Raw genomic sequence first — 26,787 nt, 5'->3', positions numbered from 1 at the left:
CACGCATCCGGCCCATGTCACTTGCACAACAAGACCATGTTGCTAGACTTGGTTCAAGGGCGCCCGCGACGGGCGCGCCGACACGCTCGGAGAGCCGTTATGAAGATGGAGCGACTGCCGCCGGTGCAGGTCTCGCTGCGGCCCAGCAACCATCCGTATCTCAACGGCGCCTGGACGCCGCTGCACGAGGAGGTGGACGCCACGGACCTCGACGTGATCGAGGGCGCGATCCCGCGCGACATCGACGGCGTCTATGTCCGCAACACCGAGAACCCCGTGCAGCAGCCGCTGGGCCGCCACCATCCGTTCGACGGCGACGGCATGGTGCACATGATCAGCTTCAAGGACGGCCGGGCCGACTATCGCAACCGCTTCGTCCGGACGCGTGGCTTCCAGGCCGAACAGGAAGCCGGCCAGGCCCTCTGGGGCGGGCTGATGGACGGTCCCGGCGTCTCGCTGCGGCCCGGCTTCGGCGCCCATGGCGGGCTGAAGGATTCATCCTCCACCGACGTGGTCGTCCATGGCGGGCGCATCGTCTCGACCTTCTACCAGTGCGGCGAAGCCTATTGGCTGGATCCGGAGACGCTGGAGCAGGGCGGCGTGGCCAGCTGGGGTCCGCTGGACGGCGTCTCGGCCCACACCAAGGTCGACGAGGCCACGGGCGAGCTCTTGTTCTTCAACTACTCCAAGCATGCGCCCTACATGCACTACGGCGTGGTCGACCGGCACGGGAAGCTGGCGCACTACGTGCCGGTCCCCCTGCCCGGCCCGCGCCTGCCGCACGACATGACGTTCACGACGAACTTCTCGATCCTCAACGACCTGCCGGTGTTCTGGGACGAGGAGCTCCTGAAACGCGACATCCACGCCGTGCGGATGCACCCGGGCCTCCCGTCGCGCTTCGGCATCATCCCGCGGTACGGCCAGCCGTCAGACGTCCGCTGGTTCGAGGCCGAGCCCACCTACATCCTGCACTTCCTCAACGCCTACGAGGACGGCGACGAGGTGGTCATGGACGGCTACTTCCAGGAGAACCCGACCCCGCGGCCGCTGCCCGACGCGCCCGATGGCTACGGGCACATGATGTCGTTCCTGGACGAGCACAGCTTCCGTCCCAAGCTGCACCGCTGGCGGTTCAACCTGAAGACCGGCGAGACGCACGAGCGCCACCTGGACGACCGGATCCTCGAGTTCGGCATGTTCAACCAGCGCTACGCCGGCAAGCCCTACCGCTACGCCTATTCCACGACGTCGAGGCCCGGCTGGTTCCTGTTCACCGGCTTCGTGAAGCACGACCTGGAGACCGGAGAGTCGTGGGAGGTCAGCCTGCCCGATGGCCGCTACGCCAGCGAGGCCCCCTTCGTGCCGCGCATCGACGCCAAGGACGAGGACGATGGCTATCTCGTCAGCTTCATCATCGACGAGACCAGCGGCACGTCCGAGTGCGTGCTGATCGACTGCAAGCGCTTCGACGAGGGGCCGGTCGTCCGCATCGCCCTGCCCCACAAGATCTGCAGCGGCACGCACAGCGTCTGGGCGGACCGGGCGTTCATCCGCGACGGCTTCGTGGCGGCCTAAGACCAGAGGCTCAAGGGATGGAAATCAAGGACAGCGTCGCCCTGGTCACGGGCGGCAACCGCGGGATCGGCGAAGCCTTCGTGCGCGCCTTCCTCGCCGCCGGCGCGCGGAAGGTCTACGTGGCCGCCCGCGACCCGGCCAACGCCCGCCATCTCGTGGACGAGGATCCGGCGCGGGTCGTCGCGGTGCAGCTCGACGTGAGCAAGCCGGAGCAGATCGAGGCCGCCGCGGCCCAGTGCCAGGACGTCAGCATCCTGGTGAACAACGCCGGCCAGTTCTCCATGCAGACCCTGCTGAAGGCGCCGGACCTGTCGGCCGCGCGCGCGGAGATGGAGACCAACTACTTCGGCCCCCTGGCCATGTGCCGGGCGTTCGCGCCGATCCTGGCGCGGCACAAGGAGAGCGCCATCGCCAACGTCCTGTCCGCGGGCGGCATCGTGGCCGTGCCCGGCATGGGGGGCTACAGCCCCTCCAAGTTCGCCGGCCGGGCCATGTCCACCTGCCTGCGGGCCGAGCTTGCGCCGCAGAACACCTCGGTGACCGCCCTGATCGTCGGCTCGGTGGACACGCGGATGGCCAGTCACGTCGAGGGCTTCAAGGAGACGCCGGCGACGATCGCGGAAGCGGGCCTGAAGGCGATCCGAAAGGGCGCCGACGAGGTGGACACCGACTTCATGGCCGTGGACGTCCGGGCCAACCTGGCGCGCGACCCCAAGGGCTTCGAACTGCAGATGCGCCGCTCGCTCTCCGGCGAGCGCGTGACGACCGGCCGCTGAGGGAGCGCGCGACATGACCCCCCAGGACTACCTCGCCTTCGCCGAACGCTTCGTGGGCGCGATCCAGGCGGGCGACACTGCCGCCGTCCGCGCCTGCTATGCGCCGGACGCCAAGCTCTGGCACAACAGCGACGGGATCGAACAGACGGTCGACCAGAACATGAAGGTGCTGGACTGGTTCATCCGCACCCTCCCCGACCGCAACTATCGTGTGGTGCGTCGCGAGCCCCTACCGGACGGCTTCCTTCAGCAGCATGTGCTGGAGGCGACCCTGCCCGACGGGAAAAAGTGGGCCATGGACGCCTGCGTGGTGGTCAGGATGGAGGACGGGGTGATCACCCGCCTTGACGAGTACCTGGACTCCGCCCGCTCGGCCGAACTGCGGCCGTACGGGCGCTAGGTCCTAGTCAGCGGGTCTTCTGGTCGAAGTCTTCGACCAGGCCCATGGCTTTCAGGAGGTGGGCGCGGTCGTAGTATTCGCGCCAGACCCTGATCAGTCGGCCGTCGAATTCCAGGACGCCCACCACCGGCGCCGAGCCGACCTTGCCGCGGATCACGAACTCGTCCGTGCGCTCCATGTAGAGCACCCCGTCGATGACGCCCATGTGGTGGATGTTGAGGGTGATCTGCTCCAGCCCGTCGCCCAGGCCCGACACACGCTTGTAGATCGCCTCGCGCCCCACGATGGGCTCGACCATCATGGAATGCAGCACGCCATCGGGCGTGAACATGTCGGCGACCTTGCGCCAGTCGAGCGCTCGCCACGCCTCGGCCATCTCACGCCCGGCCGCGGTCTTCTGCTCGTCCGTCAGCGCTGCGGCCATCTCGCCGTCCTCCCTGGATCCCGTTCCGAAAATCAACTTGCATAACGGTACGGACTATTGGCAAGCTCTTTCTCGGGAGTCGCCACCAGCCATACGAGGGGGTGACTTGCTTGACGAGATGTAAGCGCTTCCCGGAGCGCTTGCCCAGATAGGAATAAGAGAAGTCGGGAGGGCTTGATCGGGGAGATCCAGGCGCAATGACGTCGGCGATCCGCTTCCGCGCGACCGCCTGGATGACGTTATGCAAGCCGGCGCAACCTTCGGCGCCGGGGCCAGACGCTCTGCCCGCCTCGCCCCACCCTTCCAAGCGGACGTCTTCCGCCTCGCGCGGACAACACAACGGGGGATCTCGGCGCTCGAACGCCGCGGCCCGGGGGAGAAACGCCATGAAGCTGCAGCACACCACATCCGTGATCGCCCTCCTGACCGGCCTGGGGCTCGCCGCCCCCGCCATGGCCGCGGAGCCGGGGACCCAGCTGGAGGAGCTGATCGTCACCGCCCAGAAGCGCGAGGAAAACGTCCAGACCGCGCCGCTGGCCATCACCGCCATCACCGGCGCCAACCTCGCCAAGGACCGGGTCCTGACGCTCGAGGACCTGGCCCACAACATGACGGGCATCTCGTTCACCGCGAACTCGCCGCAGTCCAACGAGATCAACATCCGGGGCGTCGTGAACACGCGCCTGAGCTCGCCCACCGCCGACCAGTCGGTGGCGACCTTCGTGGACGACGTCTACGTCAGCCGTTCGGGCAACCTGAACTCGGCCTTCTACGACGTGGCGCGGGTCGAGGTGGTGCGCGGGCCCCAAGGCGTGCTGCTGGGCAAGAACGTCGCTGGCGGCGCGGTGAACATCATCTCGAACGCGCCCAGCTTCGAGGCCTCGGGGCGCATGACCGTCACGCTGGGCAACTACGACCTGAAGCAGACCAACGGCTACATCACCGGCCCGATCACCGAGAGCCTGGCCGGCCGGGTCTCGTTCCAGACGATCAACCGCGGCGGCTACTACAAGGACATCCTGCACAACGTCGAGCTGGAGAACCTGGATTCCACCCAGGCGCGGGTGCAGCTGGCCTATGCGCCCGAGGGCTCCGACCTGCGCGCCAGCATCAACGTCGACTACGCCAAGGACAGCAACGACGGCATCCATCGCGTTGGCCTGAAGAGCAAGACCCTGCCGGCCAGCTTCACCCCGTGGTCCGGCACCCGCGCGCTGATCGCTGCCCTGCGGCCCGGCGGTCTCAGCCGCAAGGAAAGCCTGCCGATCTGGCCGCTGTTCAAGGGCGACACCGCGCCGACCCCGCAGGGCGCGCGGCACGAGACCTACGACATCATCATCAAGGTCGAGAAGGACGTGGCCGAGAACGTCCGCCTGTCCAGCATCAGCGGCTACCGGCACAACCACTCGTTCACGCTGTACGACCAGACCGGCCTCGGCCCGGCCAATGGCTTCAACGTGGCCGCCCCCCTGCTCTTCGCCGAACCGGTGAACTTCATCGAGGGGATGAACCAGGTCTCGCAGGAGCTGCGGCTGGCCTCGACCAACACCGAGAGCCGCTTCGACTGGATCGTCGGCGCCTACTACCAGAAGACCAACGTGCACCAGTATAACCGCTACTGGGGTGAATCGACCGTGCTGCCGACCCTGTCGGGCGAGAGCCACTGGGACGACCACGGCCACAACCGGGACATGGCGGTCTTCGCCCAGGTCGGCTTCAAGATCACCGAGACCCTGAAGCTGGACGTCGGCGCCCGCTACACCAAGGACAAGAAGTACGGCTTCCAGCGGGGCATCATCGTCGCCACCGGCGACCGGCTAAATCCCAATGATCCGGCGCCGTTGACGCCGCTGACCACCAACTTCGCCACGCCCTACGGCGACTCCTGGAAGGAACTGACGCCACAAGCGACCCTGCGCTGGACGCCAGACGAGCGGAACATGGCCTATCTGACCGTCTCGCGGGGCTTCAAGGGCGGCGGCTTCCAGAACAGCGCCTCGAACGCCTTCGCCGCCGCGACGCCGTACGATCCCGAGACCGTCACGAACTACGAGGCCGGCTACAAGACCGAGATGTTCGACCGCCGGCTGCGGTGGAACACGGCGGTGTTCTACATGAAGTACAAGGACCTGCAGGTGCAGCAGACCCTTGCGTCCTGCCTCTGCAACGTGATCAGCAACGCGCCCGGCGCCACGATCAAGGGCGTGGAGACCGACCTGCAGCTGGCTCCGACCCGTTGGCTGCGCGCCTGGGCCAGCGGCAGCTATGTGCACGCCGAGTACGACACCTTCATCTTCGCCGGGGTGAACAACTCCGGGAACCGGATGCAGCGCACGCCGCGCTGGCAGGGCGCGATCGGGGCCGAGGTGACCACCAGCGTCGGATCGTGGGAAGACGCCCTGTCCGCGCGCCTGAGCTACCGTTACCAGGGGCGGATGCCGTGGGCTCCGGAGAATACCACCTGGGAGGACGGCTACGGCACCCTCGACGGCCGGGTGACCCTGACCCTGCCGGACAAGCCCTGGAGCGTCTCGGTCTACGGCAAGAACCTGGGCGATACGGTCTACCGCACCAACATCATCCCCTTCTTCCAGGAGGAGATGTCCTCGTTCGGCGCGCCGCGGACCTACGGCATCGAGCTGTCCGCCGCGTTCTAGATCCCGTCGCCGGGCGGCCAGCCGCCCGGCGCTTCCCTTTCTGAGTCCGGAGTCCGGATGAGCCGCCTCTACGCCATCCTCCAGCAGGTGATCCACGCCTGGCAGGCCAAGGACGTCGATCGCGTCCTGGGCTTCATGGCCGACGACATCGTCTGGCACTACGCCGTGGCGGTCATGCCGCCGGTTCGGGGCAAGGCCGCGGCGCGCAAGCTGCTGGAGCGCTTCCAGGCCGACATGCACCGGATCGAATGGCGCATCTTCGCCCATGCGGAGGCGGGCGACCGCCTGTTCGTCGAGGGCGTCGACGACTATCGCACGACGGAGGGGCGCCGGGTCGCCACGCCCTATGCGGGGATCCTCGACTTCCGCGGCGACCTGATCGCGGGCTGGCGCGACTACGTCGATCTCAGCGTCATGGCGGAGCAGAAGGCCGGCGCGCCTTTGACGCGTCAGGTTCTGGAACTCCTGGACCGGGAGGTCGCGCGATGAGCGGGCCGCCCCATCACCTCCTGCGTCGCACCGTCATGGCCGCCGCGGGCGCCCTGATCGCCGCCCCCGCCCTCGCCAAGGAGACCGCCGCCATGCCGCGCCTCTATCCCGTGCTGGAAGCGATCATCGCCGCCTGGAAACGGCAGGACGTGGACGGCGTGCTGGCCCACGTCACGGACGACATCGTCTGGCGCAACTCGTCCGGCTACGCGCCCGCGATCCGGGGCAAGGCGGCCATGCGGACCGCGCTGCAGAACATGAAGTCCGTGATCGCGCCGGGCAGCAACAGCTGGCGCATCTTCGACTATGCCGAGTCCGCCGACCGCCTGTTCATGGAGGGCGTGGACGAGTTCACCCTGACCACAGGCCAGCATGTGGCCATCCCCTACGCCGGCAGCCTGCAGTTCCGCGGGCTGCTGGTCAGCGAGTGGCGGGAGTATTTCGACGGCCGGATCAGCGCGGACATGAAGGCCGGCAAACCCATGACCGATGAAGTGCGCGAGATGATCTCGCGGCCCGTCGCCAAGTAGGCGTCAGCCGCCGGGCGGCGTCACGTCCTGCGCAGCGACCTCGGCGCGGCAGTGGTCGCAGGTGACCTTCCCCTCCAGGACGTGGCCGCAGGGGCGGTGGTGGGTGATGAGCGGCGGGCCCTTCCCCCCGTCCAGCCAGCGGTCGCCCCAGCGGTTGAGCTCGGCGATCAGGGGATAGAGGTCGCGCCCTTCCTCCGTCAGGCGGTACTCCCAGCGCTCGGGCCGCTGCTGGTAGAGCTCCTTGCGCAGCACGCCCAGGTCCACCAGTCGGGACAGGCGGTCCGCCAGGATGTTGGGCGCCACCCCCAGCGACTGCTGGAAGTCGTTGAACCGCCGCCGCCCCAGGAAGGCCGAAGCGATCACGTGGCTGGTCCAGCGGTCGCCCAGCACCTGGAAGGCGCGGTCCAGCATCGGGTTGCCCTGGTTCAGGCTGTCGGCCGGCACGATGGACCGGCGCTGCACCCGGGGCGGCGGCGAGGGCTCGAACCCTGCGCCCGGCCCCTCCGCCACATAGACGTCGCGGGGCGTCACGAGCTCGCCGCAGCCGCGACAGCGGAACTCGGGTGTGAATTCGTGGCCGCAGCTGTGGACCAGCCGGTGCGCAGGGTTGGCCGGATCGTAGAACCAGCGCTTCTCCCAGCGGATGATCATCAGGGCCAGGCTGTAGAGGTCGAGTCCCATGGGCGACAGGTGGTATTCCTCCCGCACCGGCCGCTCCTGATAGCGCACCTTCTCCAGCAGCCCCGCCTTCTGCAGCCGTCGGAGGCGGTCGATCAGCAGGCTGCGAGCCAGGCCGATGCGCCCCTGGAACTCGTCGAACCGCCGCACGCGCTGGAAGGCCAGGTAGAGGATCATCAGCGTCCAGCGGTCGCCGAGGATGTTCAGGGCCCGGGTCGCGGAGTTGGCCTGGACGAGCTGGGTCGGAGCCGGCGGGACGTCGTTCGGTTGGGGATCGGCCATATCGCCTCGGGCTGCGCCTGCCGACCCTTCGAAAATGGCCGCCCCGTTGTCAAGGCGCGGCTCAGCCGGCCGCTTGCGCGTACTCCGCCGCCAGCTTGTCGATGATCGCGGCCAGCGGCTCGACGGCCTTCACCTGCCCGGCCCCGTGGCCGGCGGACCAGACGTCGCGCCAGCGCTTGGCGGCGTCCTCCGGCCGGCCCAGGTTGATCTCGGCCTTGGTCTTCAGGCCCTCGGCGTCGTAGCCGGCGGCCAGGAGGCTGGCCTTCAGCCAGTTGGCCGGCATGCCGGTCAGGGCGGCGGAGGTGACGATATCCTCGGCCGAGGCTTCCACCAGCATCTGCTTGTAGCCGGGGACGGCCAGGCTCTCCTCGCAGGCGATGAGCCGCGTGCCCAGGTAGGCCAGATCGGCGCCGAGCATCCGCGCAGCGCGGATGGCCTGGCCCGAACCGATGCCGCCGCCCAGCGCGATCGTGCCCTCGAACCACTCGCGCACCGCCGGGGCGAAGGCGAATCCCGAGATGGGGCCGGTGTGGCCGCCCGCTCCGGCCGCCACGAGGATCAGCCCGTCCACGCCGGTGGCCGCCGCCTTGTGCGCGAAGGTCAGGGAGTTGACGTCGGCATAGACCAGGCCGCCATAGCCGTGGATCGCGTCGACGACCGCCGACGGGCTGCCCAGGGCCGTGATGACGATGGGCGGGCGGTGCTTCAGCACCAGTTCCAGCTCATCCTCCCAGCGGGCGTAGGAGCGGTGGACCATGATGTTCATGGCCCAGGGCGGGGCGTCGGCCGGCAGGGTGGCGACGATCGTCGCCATCCAGGCGTCCAGCTCCTCCAGCGAGCGGGCGTTGTTGGCCGGGAACGAGCCGATGATCCCGGCCCTGCAGGCGGCCAGGACCATGTCGACACCGGAGACCAGGAACATCGGGGCGGCGATGGCCGGCAGGCGGAGCCGGTCGGCGATATGGGCAGGCAGGGACAAGGGCGCGACCTCAGGCGGCTTCGGGGGGCTTGGGCGGCCAGGGGACGAAGGCCGAGGTGCGGCGCATATAGTCTTCATAGGCCGGCTTTCGGCGGCGCATGCGCCCCTCGACCGTGGGCATGCCGCTCCAGCGGGTCAGGGTGTAGACGAGGTAGAGCGGCCCGATCACCGAGAACAGGCCCAGCGTCGTCTCCGCCGCCACCAGCCACAGGCCCCACCAGACGCAAGCGTCGCCGAAGTAGTTGGGATGCCGGGTGTAGCGCCACAGGCCCAGGTCCATCACCTGGCCGGCGTTGGCGGGATCCTTCTTGAAGCGAACGAGCTGCCAGTCGGCGAGGCTCTCGAAGATCAGGCCGAACACCGCCAGCACGACGCCCGTGACGCCGAGCGCGCCCAGCTCCGCCGGCTGGTCCGGAACCTGTCCCAGCTGCACCGGAAGGCAGACCAGCCAGAGCAGCGGCATCTGCAGCAGGAACACCAGGCGGAAGGCGGCGTAGCCATAGCCCCAGCCCCGCTCGGCCTTGGCCTTGTCCAGCATCCGCACATAGCGGCCATCCGGCCCATGGTCGCGCCAGCGCCACAGCATGTAGCCGCCCAGCCGCACCGCCCAGGCGACGCAGAGGCCGGTCAGGATCATTCGCCGCGACGTGCCGCCGCCGGTCTGCAGGAAGGTGGAGATGGCCACCACGCCCATGCCGAGACCCCAGAGGCTGTCCACCGGCGTCACATCGCGCTGGGCCACGCAGATCGCCCAGGCCAGGACGAACAGGCCCAGGATCACGACGGCGTTCACCGCCAGGACCACTACGAATTCCGGCATGCCGCACCCCCAGGTTCCGCCCTCGATGTGTGGGGCGGTTTGACAGTCTTTCTATGCAAGTTAATGTCCGCCCACAAGGCGCGGCAAGCGAAAACGGAGGCGGCGAGATGGTCGACTACAGTGGACGCACGGTCCTCGTCACGGGCGCGGCGGGCGACATTGGCGCGGCCGGGGCGGCCGCCTTCGCGGCGCGCGGGGCCGACCTCGTGGTCACCGACCGGCGGGCGGACGCGCTGGAAGAGGTCGCCAGGGCGCTGGGCGCGGCGGGCCGGGGCGTGCTGGCCCACGCCTGCGATCAATCCGATCCGGACGCGGTCGCAGGGCTGTTCTCGGCGATCCGGGACCGCTTCGGCCGCCTCGACGCCGCCTTCCTCAACGCGGGCTATGGCCGCTATGGCGCGCTTATCGACACGCCGTTCGACCAGTGGCGCAAGCACGTGGACGTCAACCTGAACGGCGGCTTCCTCATGGCTCAGGCCGCCGCGCGCCTCATGCGCGACGGAGGCCGGGGCGGCGCGATCCTGTTCACCGCATCGACCGCCGCCACCCATATCTGCGACCTGCTGGGCGCCTATGCCGCGTCAAAGGCGGGCGTGCGGATGCTGGCCAAGTCGCTGGCGTCCGAGCTGGGGGTCTGGCGGATCCGGGTGAACCTGGTCCTCCCGGGCGTGATCGAGACCGCGATGACCAGGTCGCTGATCGACGATCCGGCGGTGCGGGCGGACGCGATCTCCAACACGCCGGTGGGCCGCCTGGGGCGGCCGGAGGATATCGCGCGCCTGGCCGCCTTCCTGTGCAGCGACGAGGCAGGCTACGTCACCGGCGCCGAGGTGCTGGCCGACGGCGGCCAGACCCTGCACGGCTATCCTCGCTGGTTCAGCGCCGACTATGCGCAGGTCGGCGCCGAGTGGACGCCGCACACGCAGCGTTAGCCCTCAGCCAAGGACGATCACCTCCTCATCAGGGATTTCCGCGTAGAGCCGTTCCACCTCCCCTGCCCGGCGGTCGATCACGGCCCGGCGGTTGATGGTGCCCTTGTCCGAGATCTCGTGGGCGTTGGCGCTGGGCGGCTCGGTGAGCAGCAGCGCCCGCTTCACGCGCCCCGCGCTGCCGTGCTGCCCGCCGTTGAACGCCGCCAGGCGCTTGGCGATCTCCGCCGGGTCGGCATCGGGCTTGGGCCACAGCATCACGCCCAGCCAGGGGCGGCCGTCGTCGCAGAGCACCAGGTCCGTCACCAGCGGCGACAGCGCCTTGATCAGCCCGTCGCGCACGGCGCCGCCATAGACCCAGGCGCCGCTGGAGAGCTTGAACTCCTCGGCGGCCCGCCCCGAGAACGCCAGCCCCTTGGTCGGGTCCTGCGCATCGTGGAACACCACGAGGTCCCCCGTCCGGTAGAATCCCTCCTCGTCGAACGCCGCCGCCGTCTTCTCCGGCTCGTCGAGGTAGCCCGTCGTGACGTTGGGCCCGCGAGCGCGCAGTTCGTAGCGGTCACCGCTCGGCGACAGCTTGATCGTCGTGCCCGGCGCCGGCAGGCCGATGCCCACCCGGTCGGTCTCGAAGTGGATGACCATGAAGGCCGAAACGGTTTCGGTCATGCCGTAGCCGCTGGTCATCATGATCCGGTGGCCGGTCTCGGCGACGGCGGCGGCCTGCAGGCGGTCCATGACGGTCTGCGGCAGGCCCGCGCCGCCATAGAGCATCAGGCGCATCTTCTTGAAGAAGGTCGCCCGCAGGACCGCGTCCTGCTCCAGGGCGTCCACCAGCATGGCGTAGCCCAGCGGCACATTGTTGAAGTAGCTGACCGGGATCTCGCGCAGGTTCTGGATCGACGTCTCGAACAGGCCGGGCGCCGGCTTGCCGTCGTCGATGTAGAGCGTGCCGCCCTCCAGCAGGGTCGTCCGCAGCACGAAGGCGCCGGCCGCATGATGCCAGGGCAGCCAGTCCAGCATCACGTCATGCCAACCCGCCGCCTCCCCGATGGTCTGCTGGCACTGGGTGGAATTGGCCATCAGGTTGTCGAAGGTGATGGGCACGACCTTGGGCAGGCCGGTCGATCCCGACGTCAGCATCAGGGCGGCCCGGTCCTGCGGCTTCAATCCAGCGATGGAGGCGGCGACCGCGGCCGTGATCGGCGTCGCCAGGACGTCCGCATAGGCTGTGGCGGACTTGGACAGGGCGGCGGGCGTCGCCGTCACGATGTGCGCGCCGTGTAGGTCCAGGCTGTCCAGCGCGCCCTTGGCCATGGCGGTGTCTTCGGCGAACACCACGCCCGGTTTCACCTTGTCGACCACATGCGCCAGGCGGCCATAGTCGCCGCCGAGCGCCGCATAGGTGACGCTGACTGGGCAGGCCGCGCGACCCGCGGCCTGGGCGGCGAAGCTCATCACCGCGAAGGCGGGCGTGTTCCCGGCCAGGATCAGCACCGGGCCCGCGGGGGCCTCGCTGAGCAGCCACTGGGTGGCGGCGTCCATGTCCCGCTTGAGCTGGGCGTACGAGGTGTAGGCCCATTCACCGTCGGCGCCTCGCTGGGCCAATGCTGGTTTCTCGGCAGACACCTCGGCCCGGCGGGCGAAGGCGGCCGGGATGTTGGCCTCGTACGGCCGCAGCGGGATCCTGGAGGCGATGAGGACCGTGCCGTCCGGGCGACGCTCAATCTCCAGGTCCACGGGCATCAGGTGCGCCTCGCGAAACGGCGCCTTCACGGGGGCCTCGGCGCTGTCGGCCATCCTCAGACGCCGACGACGAGGCTGACCGTGGTGGTGGTCGAGCCGCCGATGTTCAGCGTCTGGACGGTCTTGGCCCCCTCGACCTGGTAGTCGCCCGCTTGGCCGGTCACCTGCTTGAAGGCGTCCAGCGTCATCCGCACGCCGGTGGCGCCCACCGGGTGGCCGAGGCCGATCAGGCCGCCGGACGGGTTGATCGGCAGGCGCCCGCTGATCTCGATGGAGCCGTCCTCCACGGCCTTCCAGGCTTCGCCGGGGGCGGTCAGGCCGAGATGCTCGATGGCCATGTATTCCGTGGTGGTGAAGCAGTCGTGGGTCTCGACGGCGTCCAGCTCCGAGATGTCCGTCACCCCGGCGCGGCCGCGCGCCGCGTCGATCGCCTGTTTGACCCGCGGGAAGACGTAGGGCTGGCCCTCGCTGGCGCGCACCTTGCGGTCGTAGCTGATCGGCGCCGAGGTATGCCCCCAGCCCTTGATCCGCGGCAGGCTCTCCAGCGGCACGCCGCGCTTGTCGGCATATTCGCGGGCGGCCTTCTCCGAGGCGAGGAACACGACCGCTGCGCCATCGGTGACCTGGCCGCAGTCGTTCTTGCGGATCATGCCCTCGATGACCGGATTGGCCTCGTCGTCGGCGGTGAAGCTCTTGTCGTTGAACGCCCACTGCCGGGTCTGGGCGTTGGGGTTCTTCTTGGCGTTGGCGAAGTTGATCTCCGCGATCCGCATCAGGTGCTCGTACTTCAGGCCCCACCGGCGGTCGTACTCCTCGCCCAGGTCCGAGAAGGCGCGCGGCCAGAGATAGGTCGCGTCCTGCAGTTCGTGGCCGGTCCAGGCCGCCGCGCCCAGGTTCTGCGCCGCCTGCTGGCCCGAGACATTGCGCATCATCTCCAGGCCGACGACGCAGGCAGTGTCGTAGCGGCCGGCCTCGATCTCGGCGGTGGCGGCGAGGATCGCCACGCTGCCCGAGGCGCAGGCCGCCTCGTGCCGGGCGGTCGGCATGCCGTCGAAGTCGGGATGCACGAGGCCGAAGAAACCGCCCAGCAGACCCTGGCCGGCGAACAGCTCACCCACGAAGTTGCCCACGTGGCCGGTGTCGATGTCCTTGGGCTCCAGGTCGACGGCGGCGAGCCCCTCGCCCACCACCTCGGCGAAGGCGTCGGCGAAGTCCATCTGCCGACGGGCCCAGTTCTGGGAGAAGTCCGACTGCCAGCCGCCTAGAATATAGACCATCTGTTCCTCGTCCGATTATGCGGGGGTGGCGGCCAGCGCGGGGCGGCCGTCCATGAAGGCCGCGAAGGCCGCGTGGGAGTCGGGATAGGCCTCGCGCGGTTCGGCGCGGATGGCGGCGTGGACCGCCGCGCCGATCGGTCCGTCCAGTCGGACCGGCGCGCCCTCGACGGCCGTGGCGATGCGCAGCCGCCCGCCGCCGGAGACCAGCGTCTGGCCGGTGATGTCGCAGGCCTCGCTCACCAGCCAGGAGACCAGCGGCGCCACGGCGGCGGGATCCATCCGCTCCGCCTGGCCCGGGGCGAGGTACGGCTCGGTCATGGCGGTGACCGCATAGGGTGCGATGGCGTTGATCAGGACGTTCCGCGGCCGGCCTTCGGTCGCCAATCCCCGTACCAGGCCGATCAGCGCCGCCTTGGATGAGGCATAGGCCGCCATGCCGTCGCCGCCGTGCAGGCCAGCGGCCGAGGCGCTGACCACGATGCGGCCGCCGTTCCGGGACAACTCCGGCCAGGCGGCATGGACGAGATCGAAGGCGCCGAAGAAGTTGATGTCAAAGACCCGGCGGAAACCTTCCGCCGTCTGCCGGTGGAGGCGCAGGGTTTCTGGAACGCCGGCGTTGGACACCACGCCATCGAGGCGGCCGAACGTGTCCAGCGCCTGTTCGACCAGACGCCGGCCGGTGGCCGGGGCCTCGGCGGGATCCAGGTTCGCGATCGCCCGGCCGCCGCGGGCCACGATCTCGGCGACGACGGTTTCGGCGCTGGGCGGCTGGGTCCGGTCGCTCCAGCGATTGTTGACCACCACGCAGGCGCCGCGGGCGGCGAGATCGAGGGCGTAGGCCCGGCCCAGGCCCTTGCCGGCTCCGGTGACGATGACGACGCGGCCGGTCAGGTCGGTCTCTCCTGCGGTCATCGCACGCTCCTCCTCATCGGGATCATCCACACCACGTATCGTTATGCAAGTAACTTGCGCCGCGAGATGCGATCAAGCGTCCGCGAGCTGTCCGGAAAAGGGCGTCGCGAGGGGACGGGTCACGAGTCCCGGCCGGGCCGCCACGACGCGGGGAACGGCGTTGATCACCGCGCCGGCCACGGCGATCTGCTCGGCTGAGGTGGCGGTCGCATCCCCTTCCCGCTTCTCCAGGTCCAGGCTCAGGCGGACGCCCGGGTGGCCCTTGATCCGAACGCGCCAGAGGGGCGGATCGGGCTCGTCGAGATGGGCCTCTTCCATCCACCAGTGGATCGACATGGCGAGCCGCGCTTCGCCGCCGACGATACCATTCCAGCGCCAGTTCACATGCGCGATCCGCCCGGCCGGGATCGTCCCCGCTGCGACGGTCAGGTCCTCCGTCGCACCGTAGACGCGATGGTCGGTCCGCACGGCGTCCAGGGCCATGCCCAGGTGCTCTGCCATGGCGGCGAGCACTTCCTCGTACATGCCGTTCAGGGAACTGGCGGGGCCCCACGCCGCGTCGTTGGCGTCGACGGCCGCAGGATTCGAGCCGAACCCCAGGATCCTGAAGACGTAGGCGGGATTGCGTACAGCCCGGCAGTCGACGCTCTCGACCACCTCCACATGGTCCATGGCCTGGCAGACGCCGCTGGCGACCACGGCCAACTGCTCGCCTGCGAACCCTGGATTGAGGCCCGCCGCCATCAGGCTGGTTCCGCCCTCCGCGCAGGCGGCCTCCAGAGCCTTGCGCCGCGCCGCCGGCCAGTGCTGCGGCCGGCTGTAGCCGTTGATGCTGATGACGTTCTTGCCCGAGGCCAACAGCCGGATAATCTCGGCGTCGTGCGAGCCGTAGGGCGGCGCCAGACGCGCGCAATGGATCACCACGTCAGCGTCCAGGGCCAGGATCTCGTCGACGTCCCGCGTCGCGATCACGCCGGTCGGATCGCGGCGGGCGATGTCGCCGGCGTCGCGTCCGACCTTGTCGTCGCCGTAGACGTAGAGGCCCGCCAGCTGCATGGCCGGGTGGTCGATCACCGCCCGCAGGCAGGCCTTGCCCATGGCGCCGGTCGCCCACTGGATCACCCGATAGGTCATGCGCGCGCGTCCTCCCCCGCGACGCATAGCGCATCGAGTATCGTTATGAAAGTGACAGCGCGGACGTCAGGCGGGTTCGAGCGCCTTCGGGCTCTCCGCCTCGATCACCTCATAGGCCACAGCATGCGGCTCCACCGGCTGGCCGCAGCAGGAGCAGGTCACCGCCGGCTCCAGGTCGTGGCCGTCCGACTTGTGCCGCAGCAGCAGCGGCGGCCCCTCGGGCGAGACGTAGTACTTGTCGCCCCAGCGCAACAGCATCAGCAGGACGGGATAGTAGTCGACGCCCTTTTCGGTCAGCCGATATTCGAAGCGCCGCCCGCCGAGGTCATGGGGTCGGATCACGCCCTGCGCCGCCAGCCACGAGAGGCGTTCGGAAAGGATGTTCGTGGCCATGGCCGTATCGCGGTGGATCTCGTCGAAGCGCCGGAGGCCGGTGAAGATGGACCGCAGGACCAGGCTGGCCCAGCGGTCGCCGGTGATCTGGGCCACATCCACCATCAACCCCTGGGCGCCGGTCGCGGCGTGCCGCTGCTGCCGGCGGCGGCTGTAGCGCGCGGCCATCCAGCCGACCCCGGGGCCTTCCGCCCAGTCGACGTCGCGGGCGCTGATCTCGTCGCCGCACTTCAGGCATGTGGGCGTCGGCTCGAACACATGGCCGCACGTCTTGTGACGCAGGCGCAGCTGCAGGCGCCCCGCCGTGGGCGTCCAACGCCGCTCCCAGCGCAGCATCATCAGGGCCGGCCAGTAGAGGTCGCGGCCCTTCTCGGTCATCCGGTACTCGTAGCGGGGCGGAGCCTCGCTATAGAGCACCTTTTCCAGGACGTTCGCGGCCACCAGACGCTTGAGCCGATCGCTGAGCAGGGTCTGGAGCAGGCCCGTTCGCGTGCGGAACTCGTCGAAGCGGCGGGCGCCGATCCAGCTCGCCTCGAGGATCAGCAGGATCGAGGTGTCGCCCACGACCTCGAGCGCCCGCCAGATCGAGCAGGTGCGAATGAATTTGGGCGGGCCCATCGTTCCGTTGCGCGCTTTCATAACCGTCGTTCACAAAGGTCGCGGAACGGGTGCGACTATGCAAGTCGCTTTCGGCCGGCAAGTCCTTGATCCGGCAGGGTGCTCCCGGAAGGTCAGGTGGCCGCGACCGGCGCCAGCTCCCGGCGCAGGACCTTGTTCAGCGGGTTGCGCGGCAGGGCTTCGACGATGCGCAGCTTCTCCGGCAGCTTGTAGGTCGCGATCTCGTGGGCGCGAAGATGGTCGTTCAGCTCGTCGAGGGTCAGGCTCTCGCCCGGCTTCACCGCCACCACGGCGCAGACGCGCTCGCCCAGCCGCTCGTCGGGATAGGCGGCGCAGGCGCCTTCCCGCACCTTGGGGTGGCTCTCGATCAGGACATCCAGCTCGGCGGGCGAGATGTTCTGGCCGCCGCGGATGATGATCTCCTTGCAGCGACCGACGAAGCGGTAGCAGCGGCCGCCCGCTTCCGGCGCGATCTCGAACAGGTCGCCGGTCCGGAAGAAGCCCTGTTCGTCGAAGGCCGAACGGGTCAGGTCCGGCGCCTGGAAATAGCCGTCGAAAGTCATGGCGCCGGCGATCCGCAGCTCCCCTTCCCGGCCGGGTTCGGTGATGTCCGCGCCCGTCGCGAGATCGACGAGCCGGGTTCGGATCTTGGCCGGGAAGGCGGCGGGCCAGTCCACGCCGTCCGCCCCGAACCGGGGAAAGAATCGCGCCCGCTGCTCCGGATCCGGGATGGCCTCGCCCGTCGAGAACAGCGAGGCGCCTTCGTTGGAGCCGAACACGTTCATCACCGTCACGCCGTGCCGCTCCTGCCAACCCTTCACCATCCATGGCGCCAGGGGGGCGGACCCCGAGCCCAGGCAACGCAGGTTGGAGAGGTCAGCCTCGGCCAGCAGCGCCTCGTTCTGGAGCAGCATGTTGAGGACCGCCGGCGGCGCCACGGTGTAAGCCACTTTCTCCGCCTGCATCTGGCGCAGGAAGACGCCCAGGTCGAAGGGATGGTGCTGGACGAGGCGGCCCTGGCAAACGAGCCAGGTCATCACCATGCCGCCGATCGCGGCGATGTTGATCAGCGGGAACGGGTTCAGCACCGTGTCGCCCGGATGCAGGCCTGCGGCTTCCACCAGCGCCTCGCCGTTGACCACCCAGTGGTCGTGGTGGCGCGGCACGCCCTTGGGCATGGCCTCCGTGCCCGACGTCCAGCAGATGGTCAGCGCCTCGGCGGCGTCGAGATCGGCCGGCGTAGCGTAGGGCGTCGGCGGCGCGGCCGCGAGGCGCTCGGCCAGCACATGGCCGCCCGCGGGCGCTTCGGCGTCCAGGCTCACCACCTCGGCGTCCGTCACCCCTTCCCGCTTCAGCTCGACCAGCATGGCCGCGTGGTCGCAGCCGTGGAACGCGCCGAGGGTGAGGTAGAGGCGCGGTTGCACGACCGGCAGGATCTGGCGCAGCTCATGGGCGCGGTAGGCCACCGCCACCGGGCTCAGGATCGCGCCCATCCGGGCGCAGGCCAGGAACGCCAGGACGCCTTCCACCAGGTTCGGAAGCTGCATGGCCACCACGTCGCCGCGGCGGACGCCGAGAGCGGCGAAGGCGTGGGCCAGGGCGTCGACGCGGGCGTCCGCCTCGGTCCAGGTCAGCCGCTGCGGCGCCGAGCCGACTAGGGCCTCGCGATTGGGCGCGTCGGCCAGGGCCTCGTCATCCGGCCGAGCGGCGACCGCCACACGAAACAGGTCATCGACCGTCTGGCCGCGCCACCAACCCCTGCGGCGGTACTCGGCAACCCGCTCCGGCGGACTGGGACGCACGGCTCACCTCCTGCCTCTCGACCGGGCCAGAGCTCGCATAGTGAGTATCGTATTGCAAGTAACTAGGGCTTGCTTAGCCCGAAGCCGCCGACGGGCTGGGTCTCGAAGCGCTCGCCGAAGCCGGCGATCAGGGGGCGCGCCAAGGCGATCATGGCCTGCACCGCGGGTAGCTTCAGGGAGGCCTGGTGACTGGCCTGGCTGTCCCAGACTTCCGTGATCCAGATGGCGTCGGGGTTCGTCGGATCCAGCGCCACCACATAGCTGAGGCAGCCCGGCATGGCGTCGACGCCGCCCACCATGTGCCGGATCAATTCGGCCCGCCGCCCCGGCTGGGCCAGCATCTTGCCGATCAAACCGTACATCTCGCCGCCTCCCGCGTTGGCGCCAGAGCCCGTGGCCGCCAGGGCGGCGGCGCCTGCAAGGACGGCGCGGCGTTCAACCGGCATGGGGAAGCTCCAGCCGCCCCGCGGCGATCTCCTGCAGCGTCTCCACGAAGAACCGGGGTTCCAGCGCCTTCACGCGCGCCTCCAGGCTGTCCGGCGTGTCGCCGGTCACGATGGGCACGGACCGGCGGGCAAGTTCCGGCCCGTGGTCATACACCTCGTCCACGGCGTGGATCACAATGGCGCTCTGCGGCACACCCGACGCGATCACCGCCGCGTGCACCCGCGCGCCGTACATGCCTTCGCCCCCGAAACGGGGCAGCGGTCCGGGGTGGATATTGAGGATCCGGCCCGCGTACCGTGCCAGCGTCTTCGGGCCCAGGCGGCGCAGGTATCCCGACATCACGATCAGCTCGACCCCACGGGCCGTCATCGCCTGGGCGAGCGCCGCATCGGCGGCGTCGGGATCCGCCAGAGTCGGGATTGCCAGCACCGGCACCCCGCGCGCCTGCGCCCACTCGAGGGCCGGCGCGCCCTTCTTGTTGCTGACCAGCAGGCGGGGTTCGGCGGCCAGTTCGCCAGCTGCGATGGCGTCGACGACCGCTTCGGCGCTGGATCCGTTCCCCGACGCCAGAAATCCAAGTTTCAGCGGGGAATTCAAATCGATATAGCCTTCAATTCGTGTTCGAAGACCATGCCGTCGTAGGCCGGCTCGACGCCATCGGGCAGCTCCGCGCGCAGCCGCTGGAAATCCATATCGATGTGCATGTTGGTCAGGATCGCGCGCCTTGGCTTGACCCGCGCGATCCACTCCAGCGCCAGGTCCAGGTGCGCATGGGTGGGGTGGGGCCGGCGGCGCAGGGCGTCGACGACCCAGACATCCAGGCCGGCCAGGGCCTCGAACGCGGTCTCGTCCAACCCGACCACATCGCTGGAATAGGCAATATCGCCAAAGCGATAGCCGACAGACCTCACACCGCCATGGTCCTGGTCGAAGGTGACGACCGGGATGGCGCCCGACGGCCCGTCGACCTCCCAGGGCACGCCGTGGGACGGGATCAGGCGGCGGTCGCAAATCGCGGGATAGCCGCCCTCGCCCTCGAAGATGTAGCCGAACCGCCGCATCATGGTGGCCTCGGTGGCCGCGTCCATCCAGCAGGGGATTCGCGCCTGCTGGCGCAGGTAGAAGGCGCGGATATCGTCGAGGCCATGCACCTGGTCGGCATGGTCGTGGGTCAGCAGCACTGCGTCGCAGCGCTTCACGCTGGCGCGGGCGCTCTGGATGCGGAACTCCGGCGAGGTGTCCACGAAGAGTGTCGTCTGCTCGCCCTCGCCCCGCCGCCGGACGAGCATGGAGCACCGCGTGCGAAAGTTCTTCGGCTCCGCCGGGTCGCAGATCCCCCAGTCGCCATCCGCCCGCGGCACGCCGCCCGACGAGCCGCAGCCCAGGATCGTGATCTCCAGCGTCCCGCTCATGGTCGCGGGATCCGGTCGAACAGGTCGAAGAAGGCGTCCGTCGTCCGCTGCTCGGCCTCGTCAAGGCTCCAGCCCCGCACCTCCGCCAGCTTGGCCAGCACGTGCGGGATATAGGCCGGCTCGTTGCGGCGCCCCCGGTGCGGGACCGGCGCCAGGTAGGGGCAATCCGTCTCGACGATGATCCGTTGGGCGGGCATGTCCCGGATCACAGCGCGGACGTCCTCGGCGGCCTTGAAGGTCGCGATGCCCGAGACCGAGAACCAGGCGCCCAGGGCCGCGGCGCGGCGCGCCAGCTCCGCGCCCGAGGTGTAGCAGTGCATGAGGAGGCGGAAGGGGCCGGCGGCGTATTCCTCCTCCAGGATCTCCCCCATCACCTGGTCGGCCTCGCGGGTGTGCACCACCAGCGGCAACCCCGTCTGGCGCGCCGCCGCCACATGCGCGCGGAACACCTTGGCCTGGATGTCGCGGGGGCTGAGGTCGTAGTGGAAGTCGAGCCCGCACTCGCCGATCCCGACCACCCGCGGGTCCGCCGCGAGCTCGACGAGGCGGGCCGTCGCGAGCTCGGGGTCTTCCTTGGCCTCGTGCGGGTGGGTGCCCACCGTGCACCAGATGTCCGGCTGATCGGCCAGGGCGCGGACGGCCGGGAAATTCGACACGCGGTCGCATATGTTGACCATCAGCCGCACCCCGGCGGCGCGGGCGCGGTCGATGACGGCGTCCCGATCCTCGTCGAATTGCGGGGCGTGTAGGTTGACGTGGCTGTCGATCAGCATGGGCGGCTTCAGGCCTGGGCGGCCTGGCGGAGCTCCGTCAGCGCGGTGAACAGGGCGTCGGCGCGGTCGAGGTTCAGGGCCTCGACCTCGCGCGGCAGGCGCTGGAGCGTCTCCCACGCCTGGGCCCAGCGATCAAGCCGCCCGATCCCCTGGGAAGCCCGGTCGGTGGTCAGCTTGTGGACGCGGTCGGCCAGGCGTTCGAACAGCAGGGCGAACTGGGCCGAACCCTCTCCGCCCCGGAACTTCTCCGAGAGGGACAGGGCGCGCGTCTCGTCGATGCGTGGCAGCTCCGCCAGTAGGTCGCGGGCCGCGTCGTCCATGGCCAGGGCGCCGGCGGCGGCCAGGGACAGCGCATGGCCCGGCGCCCCATCGGCCATGTGCGCCAGGCGAAGCGCCTCCTCAGGGTTCACGTCGGCGCGCGCGCTGACGAAATCGGCTGTCGCCTCGATGCCCAGGGCGTGGAACGCCAGCCGGCGGCAGCGGGAGCGTATGGTCGGCAGGAGGCGGCCCGGCGAATGCGAGACCATCAGGAGCACACCCCTGGGCGGCGGCTCCTCCAGTGTCTTCAGGATGGCGTTGGCGGCGTTGACGTTCAGATCGTCGGCTGCATCGACGATGGCCACCCGATGCGGCGCGCTGGCCGGGGACTTCGAGAAGAACTCGGCCAGCCGCCGCGCGTCGTCGACCGGGATGACCTTGCGCGCCTTGCCATCGGGCCCCTCGCGCTCCAGCACCAGGAGGTCGGGATGGCTGCGGGCGCTCACCTGACGGGCCACGGGATGCTCGGGGTCCGCGCCCAGCAGGCCGTTGGCGGGATAGGCCGGAGCGCCCAGCAGGCGGCGGGCGGCGCGGTAGGCGAAGGTCGCCTTGCCGACGCCCTCCGGGCCGGTCAGCAGCCAGGCATGGTGAAGACGCGCGCGCGCGCGGGCCGCCTCGAAGGCGGCTTCGGCGGCCTCCTGGCCCTGCAGCTGGTGAATGTCGCGCGGATGCGGAACCTCGAGGTCAGCCATGGACCGCCAGCCTGGCCTCGACCGCGGCCCAGACCGCGGCCTCGACCTCCTCGATCGAGCCCGTAGCGTCGATCAGGGCGCACCGTTCGGGCTCGGACGCGGCGATGGCGCGGAAGCCGTCACGCAGGCGCTGGTGAAAGGCCATGCCCTTGGACTCGAACCGCATCTCGGCCCCGGCCCGGGCATGGGCGCGCTCCAGCCCGACCTCGGCGGGCAGGTCGAACACCAGGGTCAGGTCGGGCCGCGTGTCCTCCAGGATGAAGGTCTCCAGCGCCGTGATGAACCGCGGGTCCACGCCACCAGCCGCGCCCTGGTAGGCGCGCGTGGAATCGGCGAACCGGTCGCAGATCACCCAGGCGTCCCGGGCCAGCGCCGGCCGGATCACCCGCTCGATATGGTCGCGGCGGGCGGCATACATCAGAAGGGTCTCGGTCGTCGGGCTCCAGCGGTCGGCCTCGCCGCGGAGCACGATGTCGCGGATGCTCTCGGCGCCGGGCGAACCGCCCGGCTCTCGGGTGGTCACGACCTCCCGGCCGCCATGCCTAAGCCGCGCGGCGAGGCGCTGCACCTGGGTGGACTTGCCGGCGCCCTCGCCGCCCTCGAAGCTGATGAACCGACCGCGTGTCACGCGGCCAAATTGGCGCGTTCGAGCGCTTTGTCTAGAAGGCGCTGACCACGCGGGCGTCGCTGAAGCCGATCTCCGCCACCCGGTCCCGCAATGCATAGGCCGCGGCCTCGTCGGCCGGCGCCGGCAGCACCACCCGGTACAGCGTCATGCCTTCGCGCTGGAGCGGCTCGATCGAGGCCATCCCGGCAGACGAAAGCTGAGCCACCGCGCGCTGGGCGTTCGCCTGGCTGGAGAATGCGCCCGCCTGGATCCTCAGGCCCGTGCCGGCGGAGGGCGCCGAGGCCATCAGGGTCGGGCCCGCGATCGGCGTATCCGAGATGGCCGAGCCAGTGACCGGCGGCAGGGACGAGACGGCGACGTCGTCGGCCGGCCCCGACAGGGCGGACATGGCTCGCGGCGAGGAAGAGCCAGCCGCCATCTCCATCACGTCGTCCGACGTCGCCGCCGCCGCCATCGGCGCCGCAGCGGTCGCGACCCGGGTGGGCAGCGGCTTGGCCTGGGCGTACCGCAGGCCCGCGCCAGGCCCCAGGAGGGGCGCCGGGCCAAGGTAGCGGACGCGCACATTGGCGAGGCCCGCGCGATCGTAGCCGAGCTGGCGCGCAGCCTCGCGGGACAGGTCGATGATCCGGTTGTTCGCGAACGGCCCGCGGTCGTTGACGCGCACCACCAGCTTGCGGCCATTGTCGAGGTTGGTGACCTCCACCATGGACGGCAGCGGCAGGGTCGTGTGGGCCGCCGAGATGTTGTTCATGTCGAACGTCTCGCCGTTGGCGGTGGCCTTCATGTGGAACTGGGGCCCGTACCAGGACGCGACGCCCCGCTGGTCGTAGTCCGGCTGTTCCCGCGGCACGTACCAGACGCCGTTCACCTGGTAGGGCTTGCCGACCTTGTACTCGCCCTGCCCCGTCGGCGGCGCCTTGCCCACGCCATCGGCGCGGCTGGGATAGCGCGGCGTCACGCAGGCGGTCACCGACGCGCCGGCCAACAGGATCAGCGCGATCCGGATCGACCGTCCGCAGTTCGTGGATTTCGTCATGTCCGCCTCCGACTCACCGGAATCGTCGGCCCGGAAGCTTGCGACAGGGTTAACCGGAGATTGCCGCGGGGCGTGGCGGACAGGGTGGGATTCGAACCCACGGTAGGCTCTCACCTACGGCGGTTTTCAAGACCGCTGCCTTAAACCACTCGGCCACCTGTCCGGGAGGCGGCTTCTAGCAGGGGATCGGCGCGGGCTCTACCGGCTCTCGAAGGTCAGCTCACCTTCTCGACCTTGCTGGACAGGCGCGGCCGCACATAGGCGTGGCGCGTGAAGCGGATCGTATCCGGCAGGAACAGGCCGAACGTCGGCTGGTAGTCGTAGATCACGTCGGTGACGATGACGCTCTCGTTGGGCTGCAGATATCCGGACGGGACGCTCGGTGAGCTGGAATCGGTAAAGTCCTTGCTGGAGGTCCAGTCCCGGCTGACCGCGCCGCCGTTGTCGGAGCTCATGCTCGACACCCGTCGCTGCAGGCGGATGTTGGGGAACGGATGCATCATCGAGGTGCTGGCGAGCAGGATGTCGTTCAGTTCCGCCTCGGTGACCGTCCGGCTGCGCGCCGTGACGTCGGCGATGGCCGAGGCGATGTGAGCCACGTTCCGCTGGGCGATATAGGCCTGCAGCGCCTCTGCGGCGCCGATGTGCAGCACGAAGAGGATGGGAAACAGCAGGGCGAACTCGATGGCCGAGGCGCCCGACCGGTCCGCCGCCAGGCGGCGCAGGAGCTTGATCGTCATTCGAAGGGCTCGTTCTTGAACGCCGTCCGGGCGCTGATGGTCACCTCCAGCGGGCCGCTACGGTTGAAGGCCGTGGCGACGAAGGGACTCATCAGCGGCCACCGGTAGTCGGCCTTGACCAGGATGATGTCGTTCGGGCCGCCCTTGTTGAACTGGCCGGCCGGAGGCGCGCTGGCGGCGGCGCCTGCGTTGGAAAACGCCGAGAACGACTGCACGCTCACCACCAGGCGCTCCTGGCAGCTGCCCATCACGGAGGCGACGTTCGCGCAGATCTGATCCTCGAAGCTGGCCGCCGAGGTGGCCGCCGTCGGCTGTCCGGTCCGGATCAGGCGCGCGGCCTGGACCATCGAATTGTCGAGCCCGACGGTCAGCATGCCGAGCACGCCCAGCTCCACCAGCGACAGCAGCGTGAAGAACAGCAGGGGCGCGACGAGCGCGAACTCGATCGCCGCCGCGCCGCTCTCGTCGCGGCGAAAGACCCGTCTTGGGGCCGCATGCGCCTTGATCTTGAACATGCCGGCAGCCTGACCGGGTTGCACCAACATCCGGTTGCGAATGACGGTGAACGGAACTTAACGGTCCTGCCTAAGGAGCGATTAGCCGTCCTGCGATATCCAGCAAGGCCAATAGAAATCGATCGCAGGATAGAACATGCGCAGGTCACGTTTCGCCGGCATGGGGCGACTGGTCCCCCGCCTCGACGACCGCGGCAACGTCGCGATTGTGGTCGCCATCGCCATCGCCCCGCTCACGGTCGCCGGCCTCGGCGCCGCGGATCTCGCCCGAGCCACGAGCGCGAAGTCCCAGTTGCAGGACGCGCTGGACGCCGCCGCCCTTGGCGCGGCGCGCTCCACGGCCCAATCGGACTCCGAACTGAAGGCCACCGGCGACCGCATCCTGTCCCAGAACCTGGAGTTGGACGACGGCCTCGAACTGGCGTCCAGCTCGTTCGCGGCCGGCGAAGGCGGCACGGTCGTCGCAAGCGCGAAGCTGAACGTGCGGCCCTTCATCGCCGGCCTCCTGAGCGACGGGGTGATGTCCATCGAGGCCAGCACCGAGGTAGTGCGCACTAGCGTCAAGGTCGAGATCGCCCTGGTCCTGGATACGACCGGCTCGATGAACGAGGGCACCAAGCTCAAGGACATGAAGGCGGCCGCCTCGGACTTCGTCACCAAGATGGAGGACGCGGCGAAGAAGAGCGTCGAGCCCGACGCGGTCAAGATCGCCCTGGTGCCCTTCTCCAATACCGTGCGCGTCGACGAAACGGCCTATCGCAACGCGACGTGGGTGGACCAGAACGGCGTCTCGCCGATCAACAACGAGATCTTCACGACCTCGTCCGGCACCCAGCAGGCCAACCGCTTCACGCTCTTCTCGAACCTGAACGCCACTTGGCGTGGTTGCCTCGAGATGCGCAAGGCACCGCACGACGTCGAGGATACCCCGCCGGCCGTCGGCACGCCGGCGACGCTTTACACGCCCTACTTCGCCGTGGACGAGCCGGACGTGCAGACCAGCGGCTACGCCCGCGACTACCAGAACGACTATGTGCCGGACAACACGAACAGCAACGACTGGCGCGTCCGCCAGGGCATGATCAACAAGTACACCGGCAAGAAGAAGGCGTCGCTGACCACCTCGTTCGGCCCCAACCGCGGCTGCGGCCTGGCCCGGATGCGGCGGCTGACGACCGACTTCCAGGGCCTGCGGAACGACATCTCCGGGCTCGTCGCCGACGGCAACACCAACATTCCCATCGGCATGTCCTGGGGCTGGAACATGGTTTCGCCCTGGGGACCGTTCGCCGACGGCGTCGCCTATGGGACGCCGAAGTACCGCAAGATCGTGATCCTGATGACGGACGGCGAGAACACCATCGCCCAGCGCGACACGCCGAACGACGGCACCTATTCAGGCGCCGGGTACATCTGGCAGGGCCGCGTCATCAAGTCGAACGGCCAGCCGCTGGGCATCGGCTCCTCCGACTCCACCCGAACGGCGGCGCTCGACTATCGCCTGAAGCTGCTGTGCGAGAACATGAAGAAGAAGGACATCGAGATCTACACGATCCGGGTCGTGGAGGGCTCCAGCAGCCTGCTCGAGGCCTGCGCCAGCAGCCGCGACCACTACTACAACGTCGAGGACTCGACGACCCTGACCTCGGTGTTCCAGAGCATCGCGGGCCAGATCTCGGCCCTGCGCCTCTCGAAGTAGACACCCGGCGCGAAGAACTTGGCCGGCGGGCATCGGTGTCCGCCGGCCAAGTCGCGTCCTACTGCTGGACAGCCGGACTCGCGGCGCTTGGGCCAAGCCGCCCGCC

At 69.4% G+C, this 26,787-nt stretch carries 27 protein-coding genes and 1 tRNA gene; 8 read left to right on the top strand and 20 right to left on the bottom strand.

What is annotated here, in order from left to right; genetic code table 11:
• Positions 1-99: 99 nt before the first annotated feature.
• The 3 genes from AX721_RS23415 to AX721_RS23405 are packed head-to-tail and all read left to right on the top strand — an operon-like array spanning position 100 to position 2,754.
• A complete protein-coding gene (locus tag AX721_RS23415) occupies positions 100-1,578 on the top strand; it encodes a carotenoid oxygenase family protein (protein ID WP_068878376.1) in 1,479 nt (492 codons plus the stop codon).
• 17 nt (positions 1,579-1,595) lie between these two features.
• Entirely contained in the window at positions 1,596-2,354 is a 759-nt protein-coding gene (locus AX721_RS23410; RefSeq protein WP_068878375.1) for an SDR family oxidoreductase, read from the top strand.
• A 13-nt stretch (positions 2,355-2,367) separates the two neighbouring features.
• Positions 2,368-2,754, top strand: coding sequence for a nuclear transport factor 2 family protein (locus AX721_RS23405; RefSeq protein ID WP_068878374.1), 387 nt, complete (start codon positions 2,368-2,370; stop codon positions 2,752-2,754).
• 7 nt (positions 2,755-2,761) lie between these two features.
• On the opposite strand, the gene AX721_RS23400 is transcribed toward AX721_RS23405, so the two are convergent.
• On the bottom strand, positions 2,762-3,178 hold the full coding sequence (locus AX721_RS23400; RefSeq protein ID WP_068878373.1) for a limonene-1,2-epoxide hydrolase family protein: 417 nt from the start codon (positions 3,176-3,178) through the stop codon (positions 2,762-2,764).
• Between the two features lie 386 nt (positions 3,179-3,564).
• Between AX721_RS23400 and AX721_RS23395 the strand changes: the two genes are divergently transcribed.
• Genes AX721_RS23395 through AX721_RS23385 form a run of 3 tightly spaced genes read left to right on the top strand, consistent with a single transcriptional unit; the run spans position 3,565 to position 6,854 of the window.
• Positions 3,565-5,835 carry a TonB-dependent receptor gene (locus AX721_RS23395; RefSeq protein WP_068878372.1) on the top strand — a complete coding sequence of 757 codons (2,271 nt, stop codon included), beginning with the start codon at positions 3,565-3,567 and terminating at the stop codon, positions 5,833-5,835.
• A 57-nt stretch (positions 5,836-5,892) separates the two neighbouring features.
• Entirely contained in the window at positions 5,893-6,324 is a 432-nt protein-coding gene (locus AX721_RS23390; protein WP_068878371.1) for a nuclear transport factor 2 family protein, read from the top strand.
• Positions 6,321-6,854, top strand: a complete 534-nt coding sequence (locus AX721_RS23385; protein ID WP_068878370.1) for a nuclear transport factor 2 family protein — start codon at positions 6,321-6,323, stop codon at positions 6,852-6,854. Before AX721_RS23390 ends, AX721_RS23385 begins: the two co-directional genes overlap by 4 nt.
• A gap of 3 nt (positions 6,855-6,857) precedes the next feature.
• Here the strand turns inward: AX721_RS23385 and AX721_RS23380 are convergent, their stop codons facing one another.
• The 3 genes from AX721_RS23380 to AX721_RS23370 form a co-directional block, all read right to left on the bottom strand.
• The gene (locus AX721_RS23380) at positions 6,858-7,814 is read right to left on the bottom strand and encodes a helix-turn-helix domain-containing protein (RefSeq protein WP_068878369.1); all 957 of its coding nucleotides are present in this window, start codon (positions 7,812-7,814) and stop codon (positions 6,858-6,860) included.
• A 61-nt stretch (positions 7,815-7,875) separates the two neighbouring features.
• The gene (locus AX721_RS23375) at positions 7,876-8,793 is read right to left on the bottom strand and encodes a nitronate monooxygenase family protein (protein ID WP_068878368.1); all 918 of its coding nucleotides are present in this window, start codon (positions 8,791-8,793) and stop codon (positions 7,876-7,878) included.
• A gap of 10 nt (positions 8,794-8,803) precedes the next feature.
• Positions 8,804-9,613: a DUF1295 domain-containing protein gene (locus tag AX721_RS23370; RefSeq protein WP_068878367.1), complete on the bottom strand. Its 810-nt coding sequence runs from the start codon at positions 9,611-9,613 to the stop codon at positions 8,804-8,806.
• A 107-nt stretch (positions 9,614-9,720) separates the two neighbouring features.
• On the opposite strand from AX721_RS23370, the gene AX721_RS23365 reads away from it, so the two are divergent.
• Positions 9,721-10,545 (top strand): SDR family NAD(P)-dependent oxidoreductase, encoded by an 825-nt coding sequence (locus AX721_RS23365; RefSeq protein WP_068878366.1) that lies wholly within the window; start codon positions 9,721-9,723, stop codon positions 10,543-10,545.
• Between the two features lie 3 nt (positions 10,546-10,548).
• Here the strand turns inward: AX721_RS23365 and AX721_RS23360 are convergent, their stop codons facing one another.
• The 16 genes from AX721_RS23360 to AX721_RS23285 form a co-directional block, all read right to left on the bottom strand.
• The gene (locus AX721_RS23360; protein WP_068878365.1) at positions 10,549-12,339 is read right to left on the bottom strand and encodes an AMP-binding protein; all 1,791 of its coding nucleotides are present in this window, start codon (positions 12,337-12,339) and stop codon (positions 10,549-10,551) included.
• A gap of 2 nt (positions 12,340-12,341) precedes the next feature.
• Positions 12,342-13,562: an acetyl-CoA acetyltransferase gene (locus AX721_RS23355; RefSeq protein WP_068878364.1), complete on the bottom strand. Its 1,221-nt coding sequence runs from the start codon at positions 13,560-13,562 to the stop codon at positions 12,342-12,344.
• Positions 13,563-13,577: 15 nt separating this feature from the next.
• Entirely contained in the window at positions 13,578-14,474 is an 897-nt protein-coding gene (locus AX721_RS23350) for an SDR family NAD(P)-dependent oxidoreductase (RefSeq protein ID WP_068878363.1), read from the bottom strand.
• A gap of 72 nt (positions 14,475-14,546) precedes the next feature.
• The gene (locus AX721_RS23345) at positions 14,547-15,608 is read right to left on the bottom strand and encodes a hypothetical protein (RefSeq protein WP_068878362.1); all 1,062 of its coding nucleotides are present in this window, start codon (positions 15,606-15,608) and stop codon (positions 14,547-14,549) included.
• A gap of 66 nt (positions 15,609-15,674) precedes the next feature.
• A complete protein-coding gene (locus AX721_RS23340) occupies positions 15,675-16,619 on the bottom strand; it encodes a helix-turn-helix domain-containing protein (RefSeq protein ID WP_068878387.1) in 945 nt (314 codons plus the stop codon).
• A 113-nt stretch (positions 16,620-16,732) separates the two neighbouring features.
• The gene (locus AX721_RS23335; RefSeq protein WP_068878361.1) at positions 16,733-18,421 is read right to left on the bottom strand and encodes a class I adenylate-forming enzyme family protein; all 1,689 of its coding nucleotides are present in this window, start codon (positions 18,419-18,421) and stop codon (positions 16,733-16,735) included.
• Between the two features lie 62 nt (positions 18,422-18,483).
• Positions 18,484-18,867 carry a putative quinol monooxygenase gene (locus AX721_RS23330; RefSeq protein ID WP_068878360.1) on the bottom strand — a complete coding sequence of 128 codons (384 nt, stop codon included), beginning with the start codon at positions 18,865-18,867 and terminating at the stop codon, positions 18,484-18,486.
• Positions 18,857-19,465 carry a phosphoribosylglycinamide formyltransferase gene (locus AX721_RS23325; RefSeq protein ID WP_082765364.1) on the bottom strand — a complete coding sequence of 203 codons (609 nt, stop codon included), beginning with the start codon at positions 19,463-19,465 and terminating at the stop codon, positions 18,857-18,859. Before AX721_RS23325 ends, AX721_RS23330 begins: the two co-directional genes overlap by 11 nt.
• Positions 19,462-20,280, bottom strand: a complete 819-nt coding sequence (locus AX721_RS23320) for an MBL fold metallo-hydrolase (protein ID WP_068878359.1) — start codon at positions 20,278-20,280, stop codon at positions 19,462-19,464. Before AX721_RS23320 ends, AX721_RS23325 begins: the two co-directional genes overlap by 4 nt.
• Positions 20,277-21,053: a TatD family hydrolase gene (locus tag AX721_RS23315; protein WP_068878358.1), complete on the bottom strand. Its 777-nt coding sequence runs from the start codon at positions 21,051-21,053 to the stop codon at positions 20,277-20,279. Before AX721_RS23315 ends, AX721_RS23320 begins: the two co-directional genes overlap by 4 nt.
• Positions 21,054-21,061: 8 nt before the next feature.
• Positions 21,062-22,063: a DNA polymerase III subunit delta' gene (locus AX721_RS23310; protein ID WP_068878357.1), complete on the bottom strand. Its 1,002-nt coding sequence runs from the start codon at positions 22,061-22,063 to the stop codon at positions 21,062-21,064.
• Positions 22,056-22,691, bottom strand: coding sequence for a dTMP kinase (gene tmk, locus AX721_RS23305; protein WP_068878356.1), 636 nt, complete (start codon positions 22,689-22,691; stop codon positions 22,056-22,058). Before tmk ends, AX721_RS23310 begins: the two co-directional genes overlap by 8 nt.
• A 31-nt stretch (positions 22,692-22,722) precedes the next feature.
• Positions 22,723-23,727 (bottom strand): septal ring lytic transglycosylase RlpA family protein, encoded by a 1,005-nt coding sequence (locus tag AX721_RS23300; protein WP_068878355.1) that lies wholly within the window; start codon positions 23,725-23,727, stop codon positions 22,723-22,725.
• Between the two features lie 73 nt (positions 23,728-23,800).
• A tRNA-Ser gene (locus AX721_RS23295) sits at positions 23,801-23,890 on the bottom strand.
• A 52-nt stretch (positions 23,891-23,942) separates the two neighbouring features.
• Positions 23,943-24,467 (bottom strand): TadE/TadG family type IV pilus assembly protein, encoded by a 525-nt coding sequence (locus tag AX721_RS23290; protein ID WP_068878354.1) that lies wholly within the window; start codon positions 24,465-24,467, stop codon positions 23,943-23,945.
• Positions 24,464-24,982: a TadE/TadG family type IV pilus assembly protein gene (locus tag AX721_RS23285; protein ID WP_068878353.1), complete on the bottom strand. Its 519-nt coding sequence runs from the start codon at positions 24,980-24,982 to the stop codon at positions 24,464-24,466. Before AX721_RS23285 ends, AX721_RS23290 begins: the two co-directional genes overlap by 4 nt.
• A 136-nt stretch (positions 24,983-25,118) precedes the next feature.
• On the opposite strand from AX721_RS23285, the gene AX721_RS23280 reads away from it, so the two are divergent.
• On the top strand, positions 25,119-26,681 hold the full coding sequence (locus AX721_RS23280) for a vWA domain-containing protein (RefSeq protein WP_082765362.1): 1,563 nt from the start codon (positions 25,119-25,121) through the stop codon (positions 26,679-26,681).
• The last annotated feature ends 106 nt before the right edge of the window (positions 26,682-26,787 follow it).

The sequence above is a fragment of the Phenylobacterium sp. CCH9-H3 genome (assembly GCF_001557235.1).
GTDB lineage: Bacteria > Pseudomonadota > Alphaproteobacteria > Caulobacterales > Caulobacteraceae > Phenylobacterium.
Note: the sequence above shows the minus strand (reverse complement) of the source record. Positions and strands in the feature narration are given on the sequence as shown.